Origin of the sequence: Serratia sp. KG1D, assembly GCF_037150675.1 — a bacterium.
Taxonomy (GTDB): domain Bacteria; phylum Pseudomonadota; class Gammaproteobacteria; order Enterobacterales; family Enterobacteriaceae; genus Serratia; species Serratia nematodiphila.
This window is the reverse complement of the sequence record NZ_JBAGIH010000003.1, coordinates 261,776-278,445: the sequence shown is the minus strand read 5'-3', so window position 1 is coordinate 278,445 and position 16,670 is coordinate 261,776. Positions and strand designations below refer to the sequence as shown.

Sequence of the window (16,670 nt, the reverse complement as noted above, 5' to 3'; positions counted from 1 at the left end):
CAGCAAAGCCGCGCCCTCTGCCTCACTGCGCCGCCGCCGCGTTCTCCTGCGGCAGGTGGCGATAGTTGAAGCTCAACGCGAACACAATCCCCAGCACCAGCGTATACAGCGCAAACACCAGCCAGATGCTCTGCCAGTCTTTCACGCCGTCATGGCTGAAGAAGTCCACCACCTCACCGCTGGCGAGCGCCCCCAGATAGGCGCCCAAACCGTTCACCATGGTCATGAACAGCCCCTGCGCGCTGGCGCGGATGCGGTGATCGGCCTCCTTCTCGACGAAGATGGCGCCGGAGATATTAAAGAAGTCGAACGCACAGCCGTAGACAATCATCGACAGCAACAGCAGCACGAAACCAAAACCGACCGGCGTGCCGTACGCCAGGAACAGAAAGCGCAGCGTCCAGGCCGCCATGCTGATCAGCATCACCTGCTTGATGCCGTAACGGCGCAGGAAGAAGGGTATGGTGAGGATAAAGAACACTTCAGAGATCTGCGACAGCGACAGCAGCACCGCCGGATACCGGACGCTGAGGCTGTCCTGATACAGCGGATTGAGCGACAGATCGTGCAGGAACGGGTTGCCGAAGGTATTGGTTATCTGCAGCGCCGCCCCAAGCAACATGGCGAACAGGAAAAACAGCGCCATGCGCCGCTGGCGGAACAACACCAGCGCATCCAGCCCCAGCACGCTCACCCAGCTCTTCGACTCGGCCGCGCGGTTGGTCGGGCAACGCGGCAGCGTCAGCGAATAGGCGGACAGCAGCAGCGACGCCGCAGAAGCCAGATACAGCTGCAGATTGCTGAGCTCAATGCGGCTGAAACCGACCAGCCACATCGCCAGAATGAATCCCACGGTGCCGTACACCCGCACCGGCGGAAAATCCCTCACCGTGTCAAAACCGTGCTTTTCGAGGCAAAAATAGGAAATGGCGTTGGAGAGCGCGATGGTCGGCATATAGACCATGGCATTGAACAGCATCACCCAGAACATCAGCATCGGTTGCTCGACCTGCGCCGCGCAGTACAGCGCCAGCGCCCCGAGCAGGTGGCAAAGCGCATACAGATAGTTGGCCTTCATCCAACGGTCGGCGATGATGCCCGCCAGCCCCGGCATGATCAGCGCCGCGATGCCTTTGGCGCTGTAAACCATCCCCACCTGCATGCCGCTGAAATGCAGCGTGTTGATCATGTAGGAGCCCAGCGTCACCAGCCAGGCGCCCCAGATAAAGAACTGCAGGAAAATCATGACTTTTAATCGTGTTTTTATCGCCATCGCCATCACCTTGTTATTATGCTTTCAACGATGATTGGTGCGGCGGGCCCCCTGCAGCCCGCCGCCGGTTTGCTTACGGTGTCACAGCGTTTTGAACAGCTCGCGGATCAGGCGCATGAAATCGTCCGCCGCCAGCGCCGCGCAGCTGAGCGTTTGTTCGTGAGAAAGAGGCGTATCCGACAGCCCTTCGGCGTAGTTGGTCATCGCGGACACCACCAGCACCTTGAGACCGCAGTGCCGCGCCGTCAGGACCTCCGGCACGATCGACATCCCCACCACGTCGCAGCCCAGGGTCTGCATCATGCGGATCTCCGCCGGCGTTTCGAAGTTCGGCCCGGTGTAGGCGGCGAACACCCCTTCCGCCAGCGGGATGCCCGCGCTTTCGGCCACCGCCGCCAGCCGGGCGCGCAGATCGCGATCGTAGGCGTTCGCCAGGCTGAAGAAGCGCGGCCCGAAGCGATCGTCGTTGGCGCCGACCAGCGGCGACTCCGGCATGAAATTGATGTGATCGGTAATGGCCACCAGGCTGCCCGGCGCCACCGAACGGCGCAGCGAACCGGCGGCGTTGGTCGCCAGCAGGAATTCGCAGCCCAGCAGTTTGAAGGTGCGCACTGCGGTGGTCATCACCTGCATGCCACGCCCTTCATAGAAATGACCGCGCCCTTTCATGCACAATACCGGCACGCCCTCCAGCTTGCCGGCGACCAGTTGCCCGGCGTGGCCGGCGACGCCGCTCACCGGGAAGCCCGGCAGCTCCGCGTAATCGAGGGTGACGGTTTCGGTCATCACCTCCGCCAGGGCGCCGAGCCCGGAGCCGAGAATCAAGGCCGCTTTCGGCTGGAAACCCGGCAGGCGTGCGCGGACGACATCGGCGCAGGTAAAAGCATCTTCTTGATTAAACATCGTATTCTCTCTTTCAGCGGGGGATAATAAGCCCCATAGTAGAGAGCGAGGCGCGGCCGAGACCAATACATTCTTGGCGGCCGATTTATTCCATTTACCTATAAGTTGAGCTGCGTCACAAGGAGGCGATACCCCGTATGAATCCGCCCCATGCCCTGCCCGATCCCGGCCGGATTAACTTCCGCCTGCTGCACTATTTCCGCGTGGTGGCGGAAGAGATGAACTTCACCCAGGCGGCGCGGCGGCTGAATATGTCACAGCCGCCGCTCAGCAAGCACATCAAGGAGCTGGAGAGCCAGCTCGGGGTGGTGCTGTTCAAACGCACTACCCGCTCCATGACGCTGACGCCGGCCGGCCGCACGCTGCTGCGCAACGTCGAGCGGCTGCTGGATCAGGCCGACAGCGCGCTGCACCAGGTGCAACAGATGGGGCGTGGCGAAGGCGGCCACATGGTGGTCGGCATGGTCGGCACCTCGGCCTGGGGCGGCCTGCTCGCGGCGCTGCGGCGGTTCAGCGAGCGGAGCACCGGCGTCACCTGGTCGTTGAACGAGCTGACGCCCAGCCAGCAAATCGCCGCGCTGCAAAAACGGCATATCGATATCGGGGTATGGCGAGAGGCGCAGCAGCAGACGCTGCCGGGATTGAGCTGCCAACGGCTGGCAAGCGAGAGCATCGCCGTGGTGTTGCCGCTCGATCATCCGCTGGCGCAGCAGGAGAATATCCCGCTGGCGGCGCTGCAAAACGACAGCTTCATCGTGCTGCCGCCGCATGAGGCCAGCCTGGGGCTGTATCTGCACAATCTGTGTCTGCAGCAGGGATTTTTGCCGGACGTCGCTTATCAGGTCAATGAACCGCAAACTCTGCTGGCGCTGGTGGCGGAAGGCTGCGGCATCACGCTGCTGCCGGACAGCTACGGCCGCATCCCGTGGCCCGGCGTACGCTTTTGCTCGCTGCAACAGGCGCCGCCGGCGGATTTGTACGCGGTGTATCGCACCGACAGCGTCACGCCGGTGGTGCAGGCCTTCCTGGCGGCATTGAAATCGCCTTCCACGGCACGCTGAAGGCCACGATAGCGGCTTGCTCGACAAGAGCGCGCGAGGCGGTTAGGCAACTCGCCGCATTTCCGACAGGAACAGACGCTGCTCTTCTCTGCGCCGCCGCAACAGCCCAGGTAAACGTTGGCCGCCGGCATACGTCCACAGAGGAAACTGTTCTGCCGCCTCCTGATATCGCCCGGCATTCAGTAGCCGCAACAACGTTGAAGGCGAACCGGACTTCAGATAACGCAGCCCGCTTTTCACCCCGGCCTTGCCGGGGCCGACATTGAACAGAAAAGAAACCAGAGCATCGAATTGCCCCTGACTCAGGGGCACCTCGATAATCTTGTGCAGCAGCGCTTCACACTCCATCACATCAGCCTGCAGCAATGTCAGCGCGGTTAGTTCGTTGATGGTTTGCCCCGCCCTGACCTCCCCGGTATGTCCGTAACCGATCGTCCAAATTCCCGCGCTGTCGCGATAGGATGAAAGCAGCAGCCCTTCATGGCTTTTAATTAATGATAACCCGCGCTCTGACAGTATCTTCTGCATATTCCCCCCTTGCTCACACAATTAATCCTTTCCTTTGGGCATCGTCATGGGTGTTATCCCCTGTTCCCGCAATACAATGTAAAGCCATCGAGAAATCATATTAATCATCAAAAAGGACAGGAATAAAAACCAAAACGGCATGTTTGGAGATCACACAACAAATAATAACCAGACAATTTTAACACCCCATAAAAATCATTTTCCCTTTTGAACAGCAAAGTGCTTGTTTTGACAATTCTCAATTATCGAGAATTTGAGGTAGCTTTATTTCACCGAAAGACCACCACACGGAGACAACGTTACATAAACGATTAGCCAATATTTAAACCACCATTAAACAAAAGGTATGCTATGAATAACCTAACCGACATTGATTTAAGCCCTCAAGAGTTAATGGCTATGCATATTTCTATTTCGTCATGTGCATTGCTAAACCAAAGCTACAGTAATTTGTTACTCAGCCAGCAATTGCTGACGTCGAAAAATATGGACCCTGGTCTGACCGTTAAAATTAAGGCTTACCAAAACCAGCTGAGGCAACAGGCGCAAATATTCAAGCAAAGCACGATCGCGGAACTGATCGGGTTATACACCAAGGCGTCAAATTTCTCCGCCCTGGTCAACGCGGTTAATACGCTGTACTCCACTGAGGATCCGCAGGTTTCTCAAAAAGGTTCAGAAATGGTGTCTGCGCTTTCCGAGATCGCACAACGCTATCAGGCTGCGGCGCAAGCCGTCCATATCCAGTTGCAGACAACGAGTGACATGCTGACTCCCGTCATGGCCAATTTCCGTGAAGTTATTATTGCCATCGAGCAAGGGCTGAATGTCGAAGCGAAGCAACAGGCGCAAACCATCACTGAACTCAATGAAGCGATCGCAAAAAATATCCAAAGCATCGCAGAGGCGGGGTTCAAAGCGGGTAAAGGCGTTGTGCAGCTTGGGCAATCCATCATAGCAACAGTGCCGCTCGGCTCTGCGGACAAAAAAACCAAAGAAGCCGCGGCCACGGCGCCGAAACCGCGGGGCGATCAGTCCAGCTACATGATCTCCGGTATTCAAGCGATCTCCTCAGGGGCATCCGACGCACAGGAGGCCGTCAAAGAGTTGAAGGCTAACTATGCCAAATTGGCAGTGGCATATCGGGCTTTAGCAACCGCCAATGCGTTGCTTTCCGTAGCCAAGTCCGTGCACGCCCAGGTTCAACTGTTTGTCGACACCTATGCCCTCACGACTCAGCGCATGGCGTTACTGCCGGAGGAGTGGAATAAGGTGGCCGGTGCCTATCTGACGGCTGCGCCCATCATTAATCAGGCCAACAGCGCTTTGGAAATTAAACAGGTCAAACAAATTATTTCTCTTAATGCGGAAAAGTGGCAGCTTCTTTCTAAATTCATTGATAAAGCCAAAGCTAATTATGCAGGAAACAACACCCTGCCGGAAGTTTAATCACTAAGTGCCTTAATAAGGAAAAATACCATGACGAACCCAACACTTGACATCAACGACAGCATGACCACCCAATCTTCGCAGGCGCTTCATATTCAGACTTATTGCAACAGCGTGCGGCAGCAAATACCCGTTGATTTCGAACGCTTCCCTAATCTTCGGGAAAGCCAGCGTCAGATTAATACCGGATTGGAAACAGCTAAACAACATGCCAATCATTATCTCAATGATATTCAGCCGTTAATTATTAGAAACGTTACAAATATTCAGGACTATTTCGAAACGCAGAACCTGATTTCCACCGTTATGCCACCTAGCGCAACCAAAGAGCAATGGCTGGCCGCTTTGGGCATGGTCAGCGATAAAGCCAGAGAATATCAGGAAGTCTCGGCTAACACTCGTCGAACGATCGGATCGTTGAATGATAAGTTGATCATCGACTCAAACAATTATCAGCTGATTGTGGTCAACCTGAATAACGTGGTCAATGGCGACAATGGCGTTCTGGAACAACTCCATCGGGATATCGACGGCATTAACGCCGTCATTGACGGCGCCATTGCCGGCATCGTCACCGGCGGGCTGTTAATTATTGGGGGAGCGATCGTAACCGCCATCGGCTCCGTGGCAGGGCTGGTGACCGCGGGCACCTCAACGCCGGTCGTCATGGGGGGGATCGCCATGATGACCGCCGGCGCGGGCGGGGTGATCGGCGGCGCGATCGTGCTGGATAAATCATTGAGCGCACGTGAAAAACTTTACCGGGACCGCAGCCAACTCAACAGTGAAGTTTTGGTCGCCAGCCAGATCGGCTCCGGCTACCTGGGGCTGCAGACTCAGGCGCAAAGCGCAGTGACTGCGGCAACGCAAATGAGCAATGCCTGGGATTCCCTCACCTCTGAGCTGGATACCCTCAACGCGAACTTGCGCAAAGGGATCATTGATGAAAGCTTCCTGCGCGAACTGTTCCTGACCGCTTCGAAAACGTCAGTAACCAAAGTGTTGAATGGAACGAAAATCATCAAACAGCAGATGGCCGGCGTGGTGGTGCGAGAAGTGCCAGCAAACCAAACTATTGCCGATTTCGTTAAGCGCCTGGCGGCTTAACGGCTTATATCACAGGGGTAAGCCTCCCTTACCCCTTTTAGGAGATCCCCTTATGAGCAGTGGAATGCTGACGCAAGTTATCGACAATTTGTCCCGCACCGGCGACGCTATTCAAACATTCCCAGGTTTACCGGCGAACGCCGCCTTGCTTCAACGCAATATCCAAACCGCGATCAACGCGCTGTTGCCTGATCTTAAGCAGATGCAACGTGATGTGACCGCCTGGGGTGTAAAACTGGAAGCCCAGTTGGACGAAAAGCTGGCGGCGTTGGAAACGCTGCCGATAGCAGAACTCAGTCGGTTCATTCGTCAAAGCAAAGAGGATATCACCGGCGTCATGGCGCAGGTTGCCAAAGTGCAAAGCCGAACGCAGAGCACGGACACCGTCGTAACTGAGAATAATCTCGCTTTGCAACGCATCATTATCGATTTGCAGGCCACTATCTCCGGGCTGCTATCGAATTTGCAGGGCAGCCAACAGCAGCTCGATGAGTTGAATAAGAAAAAACTTTACTTTATTGCGCTAGGCATCTTCGGCATACCGGGCCTCATCGCCATGGCAGTATTGCTTAGCCAGGCGCAAGACAAAGTTAGCAGCATCGAACGGCAAATCTCTGAGCAAAAATCGAGGATTCGACAGCAGCAGAGCTTTGCCACGCAAACCGCAGCATTTTCACAAGACCAGCTCGAACTCAGCAACCAAATGTTGAAAATCGGCAATGCCCTTGAGTTTGTGAGCAATGACATCAATAACGCGGAGAAGAACCTCTCTGGCGCCGAAGCGCAGCAGCTCGCGAAGCTGTTCCTTACCGCCGCCAAGATGAGTGTCGGAACGCTGTTGACGGACGTTTCCTGACCGCATGGACAGGCGGTGCGGCTCCGCGCCGACAACTTGCCGGTATCTTCATCGGCGTAGCCGCGCTGCCATTAGGAACACGCATGCAGATGTCCTTTTTAATCATGAGTGCTGCTCCATTCAACCCTATACACCCTGAAGTCAGCATTCCAAAATACTTTGGCCCGTTTAGTTTCACCTACACACGGAGAAGAAACTTCATGGAAAAGAGAGCCTGCTCTTTCGCTTCTGCGATCTTACTCTACGGCGGTGAAGCCTGGCCGCGTTATTTCTCTGACAATGCGCGGCATAACAAGAGCCCTGTTCGCTTGCCGGGGTCCTCCCCATCTATCCCGAACATCTCGCGGCCGACTCCAGAACTGCAGATGCCAACCAGGGATGCCCCCCCATTTTCACGATATTTCGTCGTCAAATATTTAACAGAAGCTAAACATCTTAGCCACAGTCGAAGAACGCCAACACTTGCTCTAGTAAAATACCCCGATAACGGTTTTGTCGGCTTATTTATTGTTATTATTGCGATATGTTCTATCGCGCAGAACATTTGTTTTTATAAAAAGGAGAACATCATCACGCATAGTGATATTTGGTATCAATAATAAGGTAGCAAGAAATGTAATTCATTGTAAATTGAACTAAAGAAAATGAACACCCTCAGGACATCTCACTCTAAAAAACAAACCATTATTGTACACTGCGTATTAAAAGGAATACATATGGAATTTATGTCAAAACGCGTGAATTATTTTATCGCCGTAGCGCAAGAGGGTTCTATTACCAAAGCCGCCGATCGGTTGTGCATTACGCCATCACCATTAAGCAAAAGAATTAAAGAAATGGAGGAGAATCTAAACATCACTCTTTTCGAACGAACCAACCAAGGTCTGTCCCTGACGAAAGAGGGGCAACATTTGTATAGTAATGTCATCGTCCATTATGAAGAGCTCAACCGCATCAAAGATAGCCATAAAGAGAAGAACCATATTCAGGTTGGCATTTACGGCCCCGTACCCACTCACGTCAATACGGTGATTGACTATCTGCTAATGAAAAACCCCGCAATGACCATTAATCTGGTGCGTTTGATGCCGACCGATGGCATAAGCCGTAATGAGCTCAATCGGCTTGATTTGCTCTTCAGCATAGAACCTCTTGAGCTGTCTCCCTTCACCCAACATTTATGCGCCGAAGAACAACTGTTGTTACTTCACCAAGCAAGACAGTCTTCTGAAAGCTACCGCGCACTGCCTTGGGTACAGAGCAACTATGTCTCCGAAACACAGATATTCAAGCATTATCATGCACAGCTGCAGCTGCAGGGCTTTTCCCGAGACGTGATGAATATCGATAACCTCCAGCTGCGGCTTAATTTTATCCGACAAGGCAAAGCCGTCGCCTTTATTCTCGAGTCAATGAGATCCGTCATCAATTTCGACGAATATGAATGCAACAGCCTATGCTTACCCAACACAAATTTAATCCACCACATCTACAGTAATGTGGCGCAGTTAAATGACAGCCAACAGCTGATAGCGCATATGGCTAAAAGAGGCGCACAACAGTGGAGTCACTCGGCATCAATGTCCGTATAATAAGTAAAGCATGACTGATTCAACTTGCTTTGGATTTTAAATTACTTTCAAGTACTTTTGCCTGCACACAACACCAGTTTCATCGCCATGGCCATCGGGCCGCTAATCCCCACTCATTTTCACTTCATTTGAAATAGCAAACGATTACCCCCTCTGAGTGACCAACCTATCTCGCGCGGCAAACATCGTTATGGCTCAGGGCAGGCAAAAAGGCCTGAACACCGCCATGGACGGAATTCAGGCCGGCAACTTTCACTTAAGGTTCTAATGATGCTTTACAGGCCGTTGCCGTGACGGTCAACAACGTTAGCGCCACACCTGCTGTTGTTTCAAATAGTTGAAGATATGCTCCGCCAATAGCCGGTGAGTGTGTGTTGTCGGGTGCAGAAGATCCCAAAACACGTATCTATCCGCATCAGTGCAAGCAGCGCGCACAGGGATTGCATTGATATAATTCAGTGATGACGGTGCCTGGATATCCAGACACGACGTTTTCACTTCGCTGACCTGATAACGTCCCGGATTATCCAGCATATCCGTAAACAGCGCAGCAAGATCAAACAACATCACCGGCTGTGATGGATAACGGCTGTTGATATCATCCGCCACCTGTTTGATGCGCAGATTATAATCATCAATCTGTCTTTTTATCTCTTTTCCATCCTTGCGATGAGCAAATTCAGGCGCGCGCGTAATGTCTGGCAGATTAAGCACCAATATCTTTTTCGCACCGGTGCTGGCTAATCGCGTTAACGCCTTGCCTTGATTTTCAATAAGCCCGTCGACACCTTGATTGTAGGTCACCAAATCATTGGCTCCGATCCAAACGGTAAACAGTGAGTTTTCCGGTTGATAGTTTTTGGCCTCCTTCATATAAATCAGCCACGAGTCCACCTGCTCAAGTAGGCCGGGGATCACCCATTTTGTCTGCTTGGAAGCCGCACCGCCCACGGCCCAGTTATAAATGGGCAGCCGACTTTGTTTCGCCAGATATTCCACCCACGTTGGGCCATTGCTGAACCGCCCCAGAAACCAACTTTTCGGGTTAGGGAAACGCCATAGAGAAGCGTTAAAAACATTATTTGTATCGCTTAAGCTGTCGCCAAACACGATAATTTTGTTGATGGTCACGCTCTGCACCGGCGAGTCATTACTCCAGACGGTATAGTTGAAAGAGAGTTTATTGTTAGCCGCTGCAATCATCGCCAAAGGCTGACGAATGCCCGCTCGGCTTAAGGTATCGCCACACACTTGTTGCAACGCGGAAAGCGGTGTATCGCTGTAAAACATGTTTTTCCAGGATACCGCCAGCGATGACCACCAATGCCCTTCCAGACGGTAATATGACGTTGAGTTCAGCGCCCTTGCCCAGAGATAATCCGCCTGCGGAATTGTGCTGGCGGGATTAATGCGATAATAGCAGCGCATATAGGTGTAGGTACTTTTGGCCTTGCCTAATAAGAATGGCGAGCCTTTTCCTATAATTTCCGGACCGTTAGGGGAAAGGTTGTGTTTGGCCCCACTGTCAGGCAGTGGCGATAAATCCCCCTTGGAAAAAGCGGCCGTCGATAATAGAAACAGAGTGCAAAATATTTTCTTCATGGATATTTTCTCGTTTACTGCACCGAATCGTGCGATAAAAATATGACATCGAGAAAATGACCTAAAAAGTTCCTTTTAAGACGCAGGAAAAGACTATTTGGCAGGATGTTATTTTAGTAACCAAGCCTATTAAAAAGGAAAAAAGAAAATATAAAAAAGGGAGAAAAAGCCAATCAATGGCGCACGCAGAAAATTGATGCCCCTGCGACCGCGATTGCAATCGCAGGAGCTCGGCCGTGAGTCACTGCGTCGGCTGCACCATCAGCTGGCCGGCGGTGCCGCGATCGGCCATCTCCAGCGTCTGGCTGTAATACAGGAACGGGAAGTGTTCGGAGGTAGGTTGGTTGAAATACACCAGCAGCTCGACGTCGCCATCGACCCAGACGGTGTCCTTCCAGCCGCGATCTTCCGCCATCGGCTGCGCGCCGTTGACGCGTTTGATCAGGAACTGCACGCCCTGAATATGGAACGCCTGCGGCGTATCCGCGTGAATGTTCCAGCGTTCCCAGGTGCCTTGCTGCGCCTGTACGTCGATGCGGTTCATGTCCCAAATCGCGCCGTTGATGCCGACACCGCCGTCGCCCAGGCGGAAATCGCGGGTGCGGCTGGCGCTGCCGTCCAACAGCTGATCCGCCAGCAGGCGCATCGGCAGGTTGTCGGTCACCAGCGGCAGCAGGCCGGTCGGGCGCAGCGTCAGCACCTGGGTGGACACCAGAATGCTCGACGGCTCGAACAGGCCGCGCAGGCGATCCATGATGCCCGCCGCTTCACCGGCGGTGATGGTCACCTCCTCGCCCTTCGACATGTCGATCAGCACTTCCCGGCGTTCGCCAGGCGCCAACGACAGCTGCTGCACCGCGACCGGCGCAGGCAGGAAGCCCTGATCGCTGGCAATCACGTTGAACGGCCGCCCGTCGCTGAGCTGCAGGGTATAGCGACGCGCGTTGGAGGCGTTAAGCAGGCGCAGACGCACCCAGCCGCGCGACACGTCGACATACGGGTTTTGCACGCCGTTGACCAACAGCGTATCGCCGACAAAACCGCCCTGCGACGGTGCATCGTATTGCGGTGTGCCGAAGTTATCGAAGCGTTTGTCCTGAATGATCAGCGGGAAATCGTCGACGCCGTAGTGGTTGGGCAGCGGCAGCGCTTTGCTGACGGCATCTTCCACCAGCCACAGCCCGGCCAGCCCGTTGTAAACGTGCGGCGCCATACGGTTCGGCGTGTTGGCGTGGTACCAGCAGGTGGCCGCCGCCTGACGAATGGGCAGCACCGGCGACCAGTCGACGTTAGGCGACATCATGCGCGGCGCGCCGCCCATCAGCGTGCCAGGCACCTGCAGACCGCTGACGGTCATCGCTACCGGCTCCTGCAGGCGGTTGCTGTAGATCAGTTTGACGTCGTCACCGCTGTAAACCCGCACCGTCGGCCCCAGGTACATGCCGTTGATGCCCCACACCGCCGCTTTACGGTTATCCATAAACGCCCAATGGGCGCGCTGCAAGGTCAGGAACAGCGGCTGACCGCGGCGAGACTCCAGCAGCGGGGGAATGGGTAACGGGGTCTGCGTTCCGCTCGCCTCAGCCCTCAGCGGCACGGCGCCCGCGCACAGCGCCAGGCCCGATGCCTGTAAAAACTGACGTCGACTGAGTGACATATTTTCTCCATGAAAAGCAATAACTAAACCGTGTGCAAAACCCAAACGCCCGCCAATCAAGATTAGCAGGCGTTCAGGCGTTAACGGCGCTGAACGCCAATTAAAATCCTATTCTTTGAAGCCGGTAGACTCTTATTTTTTGGCGGCGTTGCGCTGGGCGACTTCGGCGTCCAATTCGGCGATTTTCGCCTCCATCAGCTCGCGGCAATGGGCCGCCAGCTCGCGCACGTTTTCTTTGCCGTATTTGCTGGTATCCACCGGCGCCAACATCTCGACGATCACATGACCGTTATTCCAGCGATTAAGATTTATATTACCGCTGGTGGTCGATACGCAGATCGGCACAATCGGCACGCCGGCGGCGATGGCCGCGTGGAACGCGCCGGTTTTAAACGGCATCAGCCCACGACCGCGGCTGCGGGTCCCTTCCGGGAACATCCAGATCGAAATGTCTTTCTTTTTGAACTGCTCCGCCACCTGGGCGATGGTGCCGTGCGCCTTGGCGCGATTATCACGATCTATCAGCAGATTACCGGTCAGCCAATACAGCGGGCCGAAAAACGGGATCCACACCAGACTTTTTTTACCGACGGTCACGGTGCGCGGCTGCACGATATTGGAGGCCGTCACCATGTCGTAGTTATTTTGGTGGTTGGCGATATAGATGCAGTTGCCATTGTTGGCCGCATCGGCCGGCACGCGGGTTTCAACCTTGATGCCGAACAGCGTCGACAGGCGGCCGAAAAGATGGCCGAAGGTCGCCACATGGCGAGGGTTGCGCGGGCTGAACAAGCAATAAACAGAACCGAAAATACACACCAGAATACAGAAAAGAGTGGCGAGAACGGCACGCAAAATCAATAACATAACAACCTCATTAGCACACTGCCAACGCAGTTTACTTCGCTGCGCAGATTCCTTTACTCATTATTTGCCGGCCAGGCGGTAAGCACGCCGATGTCGCCTGCATTTCTCGCTATTTTCCTGCCAGGCGGCAGTACGCACAATAATTTTATGCGCAGAAATGTTAACTATTTGGAAAATAAACGCCAGCAAAAATAAATAAGGCGGCCACAGCTCGCTGCGACCGCCCGTTAACGCTGGCGCCAACGCTTACTCTTCGCTGTCGCCGCCCGACGCCCGCACCGGCGCATCCACTTCGACGCGATCGATGCGCTGCAGGCCGCGCGGCAACTGGGTGCCCTTGCGGCCGCGCTCCGCGCGGAACTTCTGCAGATCTTCCGGACGCAGCGTCAGCTTGCGTTTGCCGACGTGCAGCGTGACAGACGCCTGCGGCGGCAGCACGAACAGCCAGGCCAGCTTGTCTTCACCGGCTGCGGCCTGCGCCGCCGGAATGGAGACGATCTTGTTGCCCTTGCCCTTCGACAGCTGCGGCAGATCGGCGACCGGGAACATCAGCATGCGCCCGGCGGCGGTGATCGACAGCAGCATATCGTCTGCGCCGTGAATTTCCATCGGCGGCAGCGCTCTGGCGTTGTCCGGCAGCGTGATCATCACCTTGCCGGCGCGGTTGCGTGCCACCAGATCGTTGAAGGTGCAGACGAAACCGTAACCGGCGTCGGAAGCCATCAGCAGTTTTTGATCGTCGGCCGCCATCAGCACCTGCTCGATGGTGGCGCCCGGCGGCGGCGTCAGCTTGCCGGTCAGCGGCTCGCCCTGCCCGCGCGCCGAAGGCAGCGTCATCGGATCGAGCGCATAGCTGCGCCCGGTAGAGTCGATAAACACCACCGGCTGGTTGCTCTTGCCGCGCGCCGCGCCGCGGAAGCTGTCGCCGGCCTTGTAGCTCAACCCTGCCGGATCGATGTCGTGGCCCTTGGCGCTGCGCACCCAGCCCATTTCCGACAGCACGATGGTCACCGGCTCGGACGGCACGAAGTCGTGCTCGCTCATCGCCTTGGCTTCCGCGCGCTCGGTCAGCGGCGAACGGCGATCGTCGCCGTAGGTTTGCGCGTCGGCCTGGATCTCTTTCTTAATCAGCGTATTCAGCTTGCGCTCGGACGCCAGCAGCGCCTGCAGTTGATCGCGTTCTTTCGCCAGCTCGTCCTGCTCACCGCGGATCTTGACCTCTTCCAGCTTGGCCAGGTGACGCAGTTTCAGCTCGAGGATCGCTTCCGCCTGGGTATCAGAGATGCCGAAACGCTGCATCAGCACCGGCTTCGGCTCATCCTCGCTGCGGATGATGTGGATCACCTCGTCGATATTGAGGAACGCCACCAGCAAACCTTCGAGGATATGCAAACGCTTGAGCACCTTCTCGAGGCGGTAGTTCAGGCGGCGGCGCACCGTATCACGACGATAGGCCAGCCACTCGGTGAGGATCTCCACCAGCCCTTTGACCTGCGGGCGGTTGTCCAGACCGATCATGTTCATGTTGATGCGGTAGCTGCGTTCCAGATCGGTGGTGGCGAACAGGTGATTCATCACCTGCTCCAGATCGATGCGGTTGGAACGCGGCACGATCACCAGACGCGTCGGGTTTTCGTGGTCGGATTCATCACGCAGATCCTCGACCATCGGCAGCTTCTTGGCGCGCATCTGGCTGGCGATCTGCTCGAGCACCTTGGCGCCGGAGACCTGATGCGGCAAGGCGGTAATCACCGCGCTGCCGTCCTCTTTCTTCCACACGGCGCGCATGCGCACCGAGCCGCGGCCGCTCTGGTAAATTTTGCGAATTTCATCGCGCGGGGTGATGATCTCGGCTTCGGTCGGGAAGTCCGGCCCCTGCACGAACTCGAGCAGGTCATCGAGCGAGGCGCCCGGCTTGTCGAGCAGCGCCACCGCCGCAGCGGCGACTTCGCGCACGTTGTGCGGCGGAATGTCGGTCGCCATGCCGACCGCGATGCCGGTGGTGCCATTCAGCAGGATGTTCGGCAGACGCGCCGGCAGCATCTTCGGCTCTTGCAGCGTGCCGTCAAAGTTCGGGATCCAGTCAACCGTGCCCTGGCCCAGTTCGGCCAGCAAGACCTCAGCGTATTTGGACAGGCGCGATTCGGTATAACGCATCGCCGCGAACGACTTGGGATCGTCCGGCGCACCCCAGTTCCCCTGGCCGTCCACCAGCGGATAGCGATACGAGAACGGCTGCGCCATCAGCACCATGGCTTCATAACACGCGCTGTCGCCGTGCGGGTGATACTTACCCAGCACGTCGCCCACGGTGCGGGCGGATTTCTTGAATTTGGCGCTGTTGGTCAGCCCCAGCTCAGACATGGCGTAGATGATGCGGCGTTGTACCGGCTTCAAACCGTCGCCAATGTACGGCAACGCCCGATCCATGATGACGTACATGGAATAGTTCAGATAGGCGTTTTCAGTGAATGTGTGCAGCGGTAAACGCTCTACACCGTCATGAGTCAGATCACTCATTACTCAATTATCCTCAGACCGTGGCTTGGCAATCCCTTGGACGACAAAAGGCATCGCTTGTCGATTCTGCCCGCGATAGTAACCCATCTGCGGGGTAGCTGTCACAGTTGGCGCAAGGATCGCCGGCGACGGCCGATTGCGCGATGCGGTTTATGCAAAATTTCGCTACCTGGCGGCCTCTTTATTGACTGGCAGTCAACACTGTTGTGCGCTGGATCGCATTTTTACTTGCCTGACTCACGATTACACTCGTCACCAGCGAGATGGTTTCCGCCTTTTCCGCGGGAAGCATGCCATATCTTAACACTGACGGGAGCCGCGAAAGATGAGCAATATCCTGATTATCAACGCTAAAAAACAATTCGGCCATTCCAACGGCGAACTCAACCAAACCCTGAGCGACGTGGCGGAAAGCTTCCTGCGCGATCTGCAGCACAATGTGCAGGTCACCGTGGTCGACGACGGCTATGACATCGAAGCCGAAGTACAGAAATACCTGTGGGCCGACGCGGTCATCTATCAGATGCCGGGCTGGTGGATGGGCGAACCTTGGATCCTGAAAAAATACATCGATGAAGTGTTCACCGCCGGTCACGGCAGCCTGTATGCCAACGACGGGCGCTCTCGTTCTGACGAAAGCAAAAAATATGGCTCCGGCGGCCTGATCCAGGGCAAAAAATACCTGCTGAGCCTGACCTGGAACGCCCCGATGGAGGCCTTCACCGATCCCGATCAGTTCTTCCACGGCGTCGGCGTCGATGGTGTTTACCTGCACTTCCACAAGGCCAACCAGTTCCTGGGAATGGAAGCGCTGCCGACCTTTATCTGCAATAACGTGATAAAACAACCGGATATCGAAGCGGACATCGCACGTTATCGCGAGCATTTGGCGAAAATTTTTGCTTAACTGACGCAGAACATTCTCATCAACGAGGCAGACATGATCACCGTAATCGCAGAAATCAAAGTGAAACCCGGCCACCGCGCCACCGTACTGCAAGCCATTGAAAAACTGGTGCCGCTGGTGCTGGCGGAAGACGGCTGCGGCGAATATACGCCGATGGTCGACAGCAATACCCAGGCCCCCTGGCAGAAACGGTCGCCGGATTCGGTGTTCATGCTGGAGAAATGGGAAAGCATGGCGCATCTGGAAAAACACCTGGCCATTGAGCACATGCTCAAACACCGCGAGACCATCAAGGACAGCGTGCTGGACACCGAGATCTACATCCTGGAAAACGCCCTGTAAGCTCCG

General features: G+C 55.5%; 15 protein-coding genes. 8 read left to right on the top strand and 7 right to left on the bottom strand.

Annotation, left to right across the window (positions count from 1 at the left end; all coding sequences use genetic code 11):
• Positions 1-22: 22 nt before the first annotated feature.
• Both WFM45_RS16425 and xapA read right to left on the bottom strand, forming a co-directional pair.
• Entirely contained in the window at positions 23-1,273 is a 1,251-nt protein-coding gene (locus WFM45_RS16425; protein ID WP_015379077.1) for a nucleoside permease, read from the bottom strand.
• An 81-nt stretch (positions 1,274-1,354) separates the two neighbouring features.
• Positions 1,355-2,176 (bottom strand): xanthosine phosphorylase, encoded by an 822-nt coding sequence (gene xapA, locus WFM45_RS16420; protein WP_004937273.1) that lies wholly within the window; start codon positions 2,174-2,176, stop codon positions 1,355-1,357.
• A gap of 137 nt (positions 2,177-2,313) precedes the next feature.
• Here xapA and WFM45_RS16415 point away from each other — a divergent pair, with 137 nt between their 5' ends.
• The gene (locus WFM45_RS16415) at positions 2,314-3,237 is read left to right on the top strand and encodes a LysR family transcriptional regulator (RefSeq protein ID WP_336956458.1); all 924 of its coding nucleotides are present in this window, start codon (positions 2,314-2,316) and stop codon (positions 3,235-3,237) included.
• A 42-nt stretch (positions 3,238-3,279) separates the two neighbouring features.
• On the opposite strand, the gene WFM45_RS16410 is transcribed toward WFM45_RS16415, so the two are convergent.
• Positions 3,280-3,765: a lysozyme gene (locus tag WFM45_RS16410; protein WP_336956457.1), complete on the bottom strand. Its 486-nt coding sequence runs from the start codon at positions 3,763-3,765 to the stop codon at positions 3,280-3,282.
• Between the two features lie 351 nt (positions 3,766-4,116).
• Here WFM45_RS16410 and WFM45_RS16405 point away from each other — a divergent pair, with 351 nt between their 5' ends.
• From WFM45_RS16405 to WFM45_RS16385, 5 genes are all read left to right on the top strand, one after another.
• A complete protein-coding gene (locus WFM45_RS16405; protein ID WP_099982517.1) occupies positions 4,117-5,214 on the top strand; it encodes a hypothetical protein in 1,098 nt (365 codons plus the stop codon).
• A gap of 30 nt (positions 5,215-5,244) precedes the next feature.
• On the top strand, positions 5,245-6,321 hold the full coding sequence (locus WFM45_RS16400; RefSeq protein WP_213929209.1) for an HBL/NHE enterotoxin family protein: 1,077 nt from the start codon (positions 5,245-5,247) through the stop codon (positions 6,319-6,321).
• A 64-nt stretch (positions 6,322-6,385) separates the two neighbouring features.
• On the top strand, positions 6,386-7,177 hold the full coding sequence (locus tag WFM45_RS16395) for a hypothetical protein (RefSeq protein WP_144330242.1): 792 nt from the start codon (positions 6,386-6,388) through the stop codon (positions 7,175-7,177).
• A gap of 83 nt (positions 7,178-7,260) precedes the next feature.
• A complete protein-coding gene (locus WFM45_RS16390; protein ID WP_144330243.1) occupies positions 7,261-7,776 on the top strand; it encodes a hypothetical protein in 516 nt (171 codons plus the stop codon).
• A gap of 117 nt (positions 7,777-7,893) precedes the next feature.
• The gene (locus WFM45_RS16385; RefSeq protein ID WP_180295562.1) at positions 7,894-8,769 is read left to right on the top strand and encodes a LysR family transcriptional regulator; all 876 of its coding nucleotides are present in this window, start codon (positions 7,894-7,896) and stop codon (positions 8,767-8,769) included.
• 306 nt (positions 8,770-9,075) lie between these two features.
• Here WFM45_RS16385 and WFM45_RS16380 read toward each other — a convergent pair whose 3' ends face one another.
• From WFM45_RS16380 to parC, 4 genes are all read right to left on the bottom strand, one after another.
• Positions 9,076-10,371 (bottom strand): SGNH/GDSL hydrolase family protein, encoded by a 1,296-nt coding sequence (locus tag WFM45_RS16380; protein WP_336956453.1) that lies wholly within the window; start codon positions 10,369-10,371, stop codon positions 9,076-9,078.
• A 241-nt stretch (positions 10,372-10,612) separates the two neighbouring features.
• A complete protein-coding gene (ftsP, locus tag WFM45_RS16375) occupies positions 10,613-12,028 on the bottom strand; it encodes a cell division protein FtsP (protein WP_099982522.1) in 1,416 nt (471 codons plus the stop codon).
• A gap of 132 nt (positions 12,029-12,160) precedes the next feature.
• A complete protein-coding gene (locus WFM45_RS16370; RefSeq protein ID WP_004937266.1) occupies positions 12,161-12,895 on the bottom strand; it encodes a 1-acylglycerol-3-phosphate O-acyltransferase in 735 nt (244 codons plus the stop codon).
• A gap of 246 nt (positions 12,896-13,141) precedes the next feature.
• On the bottom strand, positions 13,142-15,415 hold the full coding sequence (gene parC, locus WFM45_RS16365) for a DNA topoisomerase IV subunit A (protein ID WP_015379079.1): 2,274 nt from the start codon (positions 15,413-15,415) through the stop codon (positions 13,142-13,144).
• Between the two features lie 325 nt (positions 15,416-15,740).
• Between parC and WFM45_RS16360 the strand changes: the two genes are divergently transcribed.
• Positions 15,741-16,322: an NAD(P)H-dependent oxidoreductase gene (locus tag WFM45_RS16360; RefSeq protein WP_048325489.1), complete on the top strand. Its 582-nt coding sequence runs from the start codon at positions 15,741-15,743 to the stop codon at positions 16,320-16,322.
• A 33-nt stretch (positions 16,323-16,355) separates the two neighbouring features.
• Positions 16,356-16,664 (top strand): putative quinol monooxygenase, encoded by a 309-nt coding sequence (locus tag WFM45_RS16355; protein ID WP_004937258.1) that lies wholly within the window; start codon positions 16,356-16,358, stop codon positions 16,662-16,664.
• The last annotated feature ends 6 nt before the right edge of the window (positions 16,665-16,670 follow it).

Coding starts and splice junctions, on each gene's coding strand:
- WFM45_RS16425 (WP_015379077.1), bottom strand. CDS start 1,273: ATGGCGATAAAAACACGATTAAAAGTCATGATTTTCCTGCAGTTCTTT.
- xapA (WP_004937273.1), bottom strand. CDS start 2,176: ATGTTTAATCAAGAAGATGCTTTTACCTGCGCCGATGTCGTCCGCGCA.
- WFM45_RS16415 (WP_336956458.1), top strand. CDS start 2,314: ATGAATCCGCCCCATGCCCTGCCCGATCCCGGCCGGATTAACTTCCGC.
- WFM45_RS16410 (WP_336956457.1), bottom strand. CDS start 3,765: ATGCAGAAGATACTGTCAGAGCGCGGGTTATCATTAATTAAAAGCCAT.
- WFM45_RS16405 (WP_099982517.1), top strand. CDS start 4,117: ATGAATAACCTAACCGACATTGATTTAAGCCCTCAAGAGTTAATGGCT.
- WFM45_RS16400 (WP_213929209.1), top strand. CDS start 5,245: ATGACGAACCCAACACTTGACATCAACGACAGCATGACCACCCAATCT.
- WFM45_RS16395 (WP_144330242.1), top strand. CDS start 6,386: ATGCTGACGCAAGTTATCGACAATTTGTCCCGCACCGGCGACGCTATT.
- WFM45_RS16390 (WP_144330243.1), top strand. CDS start 7,261: ATGCAGATGTCCTTTTTAATCATGAGTGCTGCTCCATTCAACCCTATA.
- WFM45_RS16385 (WP_180295562.1), top strand. CDS start 7,894: ATGGAATTTATGTCAAAACGCGTGAATTATTTTATCGCCGTAGCGCAA.
- WFM45_RS16380 (WP_336956453.1), bottom strand. CDS start 10,371: ATGAAGAAAATATTTTGCACTCTGTTTCTATTATCGACGGCCGCTTTT.
- ftsP (WP_099982522.1), bottom strand. CDS start 12,028: ATGTCACTCAGTCGACGTCAGTTTTTACAGGCATCGGGCCTGGCGCTG.
- WFM45_RS16370 (WP_004937266.1), bottom strand. CDS start 12,895: ATGTTATTGATTTTGCGTGCCGTTCTCGCCACTCTTTTCTGTATTCTG.
- parC (WP_015379079.1), bottom strand. CDS start 15,415: ATGAGTGATCTGACTCATGACGGTGTAGAGCGTTTACCGCTGCACACA.
- WFM45_RS16360 (WP_048325489.1), top strand. CDS start 15,741: ATGAGCAATATCCTGATTATCAACGCTAAAAAACAATTCGGCCATTCC.
- WFM45_RS16355 (WP_004937258.1), top strand. CDS start 16,356: ATGATCACCGTAATCGCAGAAATCAAAGTGAAACCCGGCCACCGCGCC.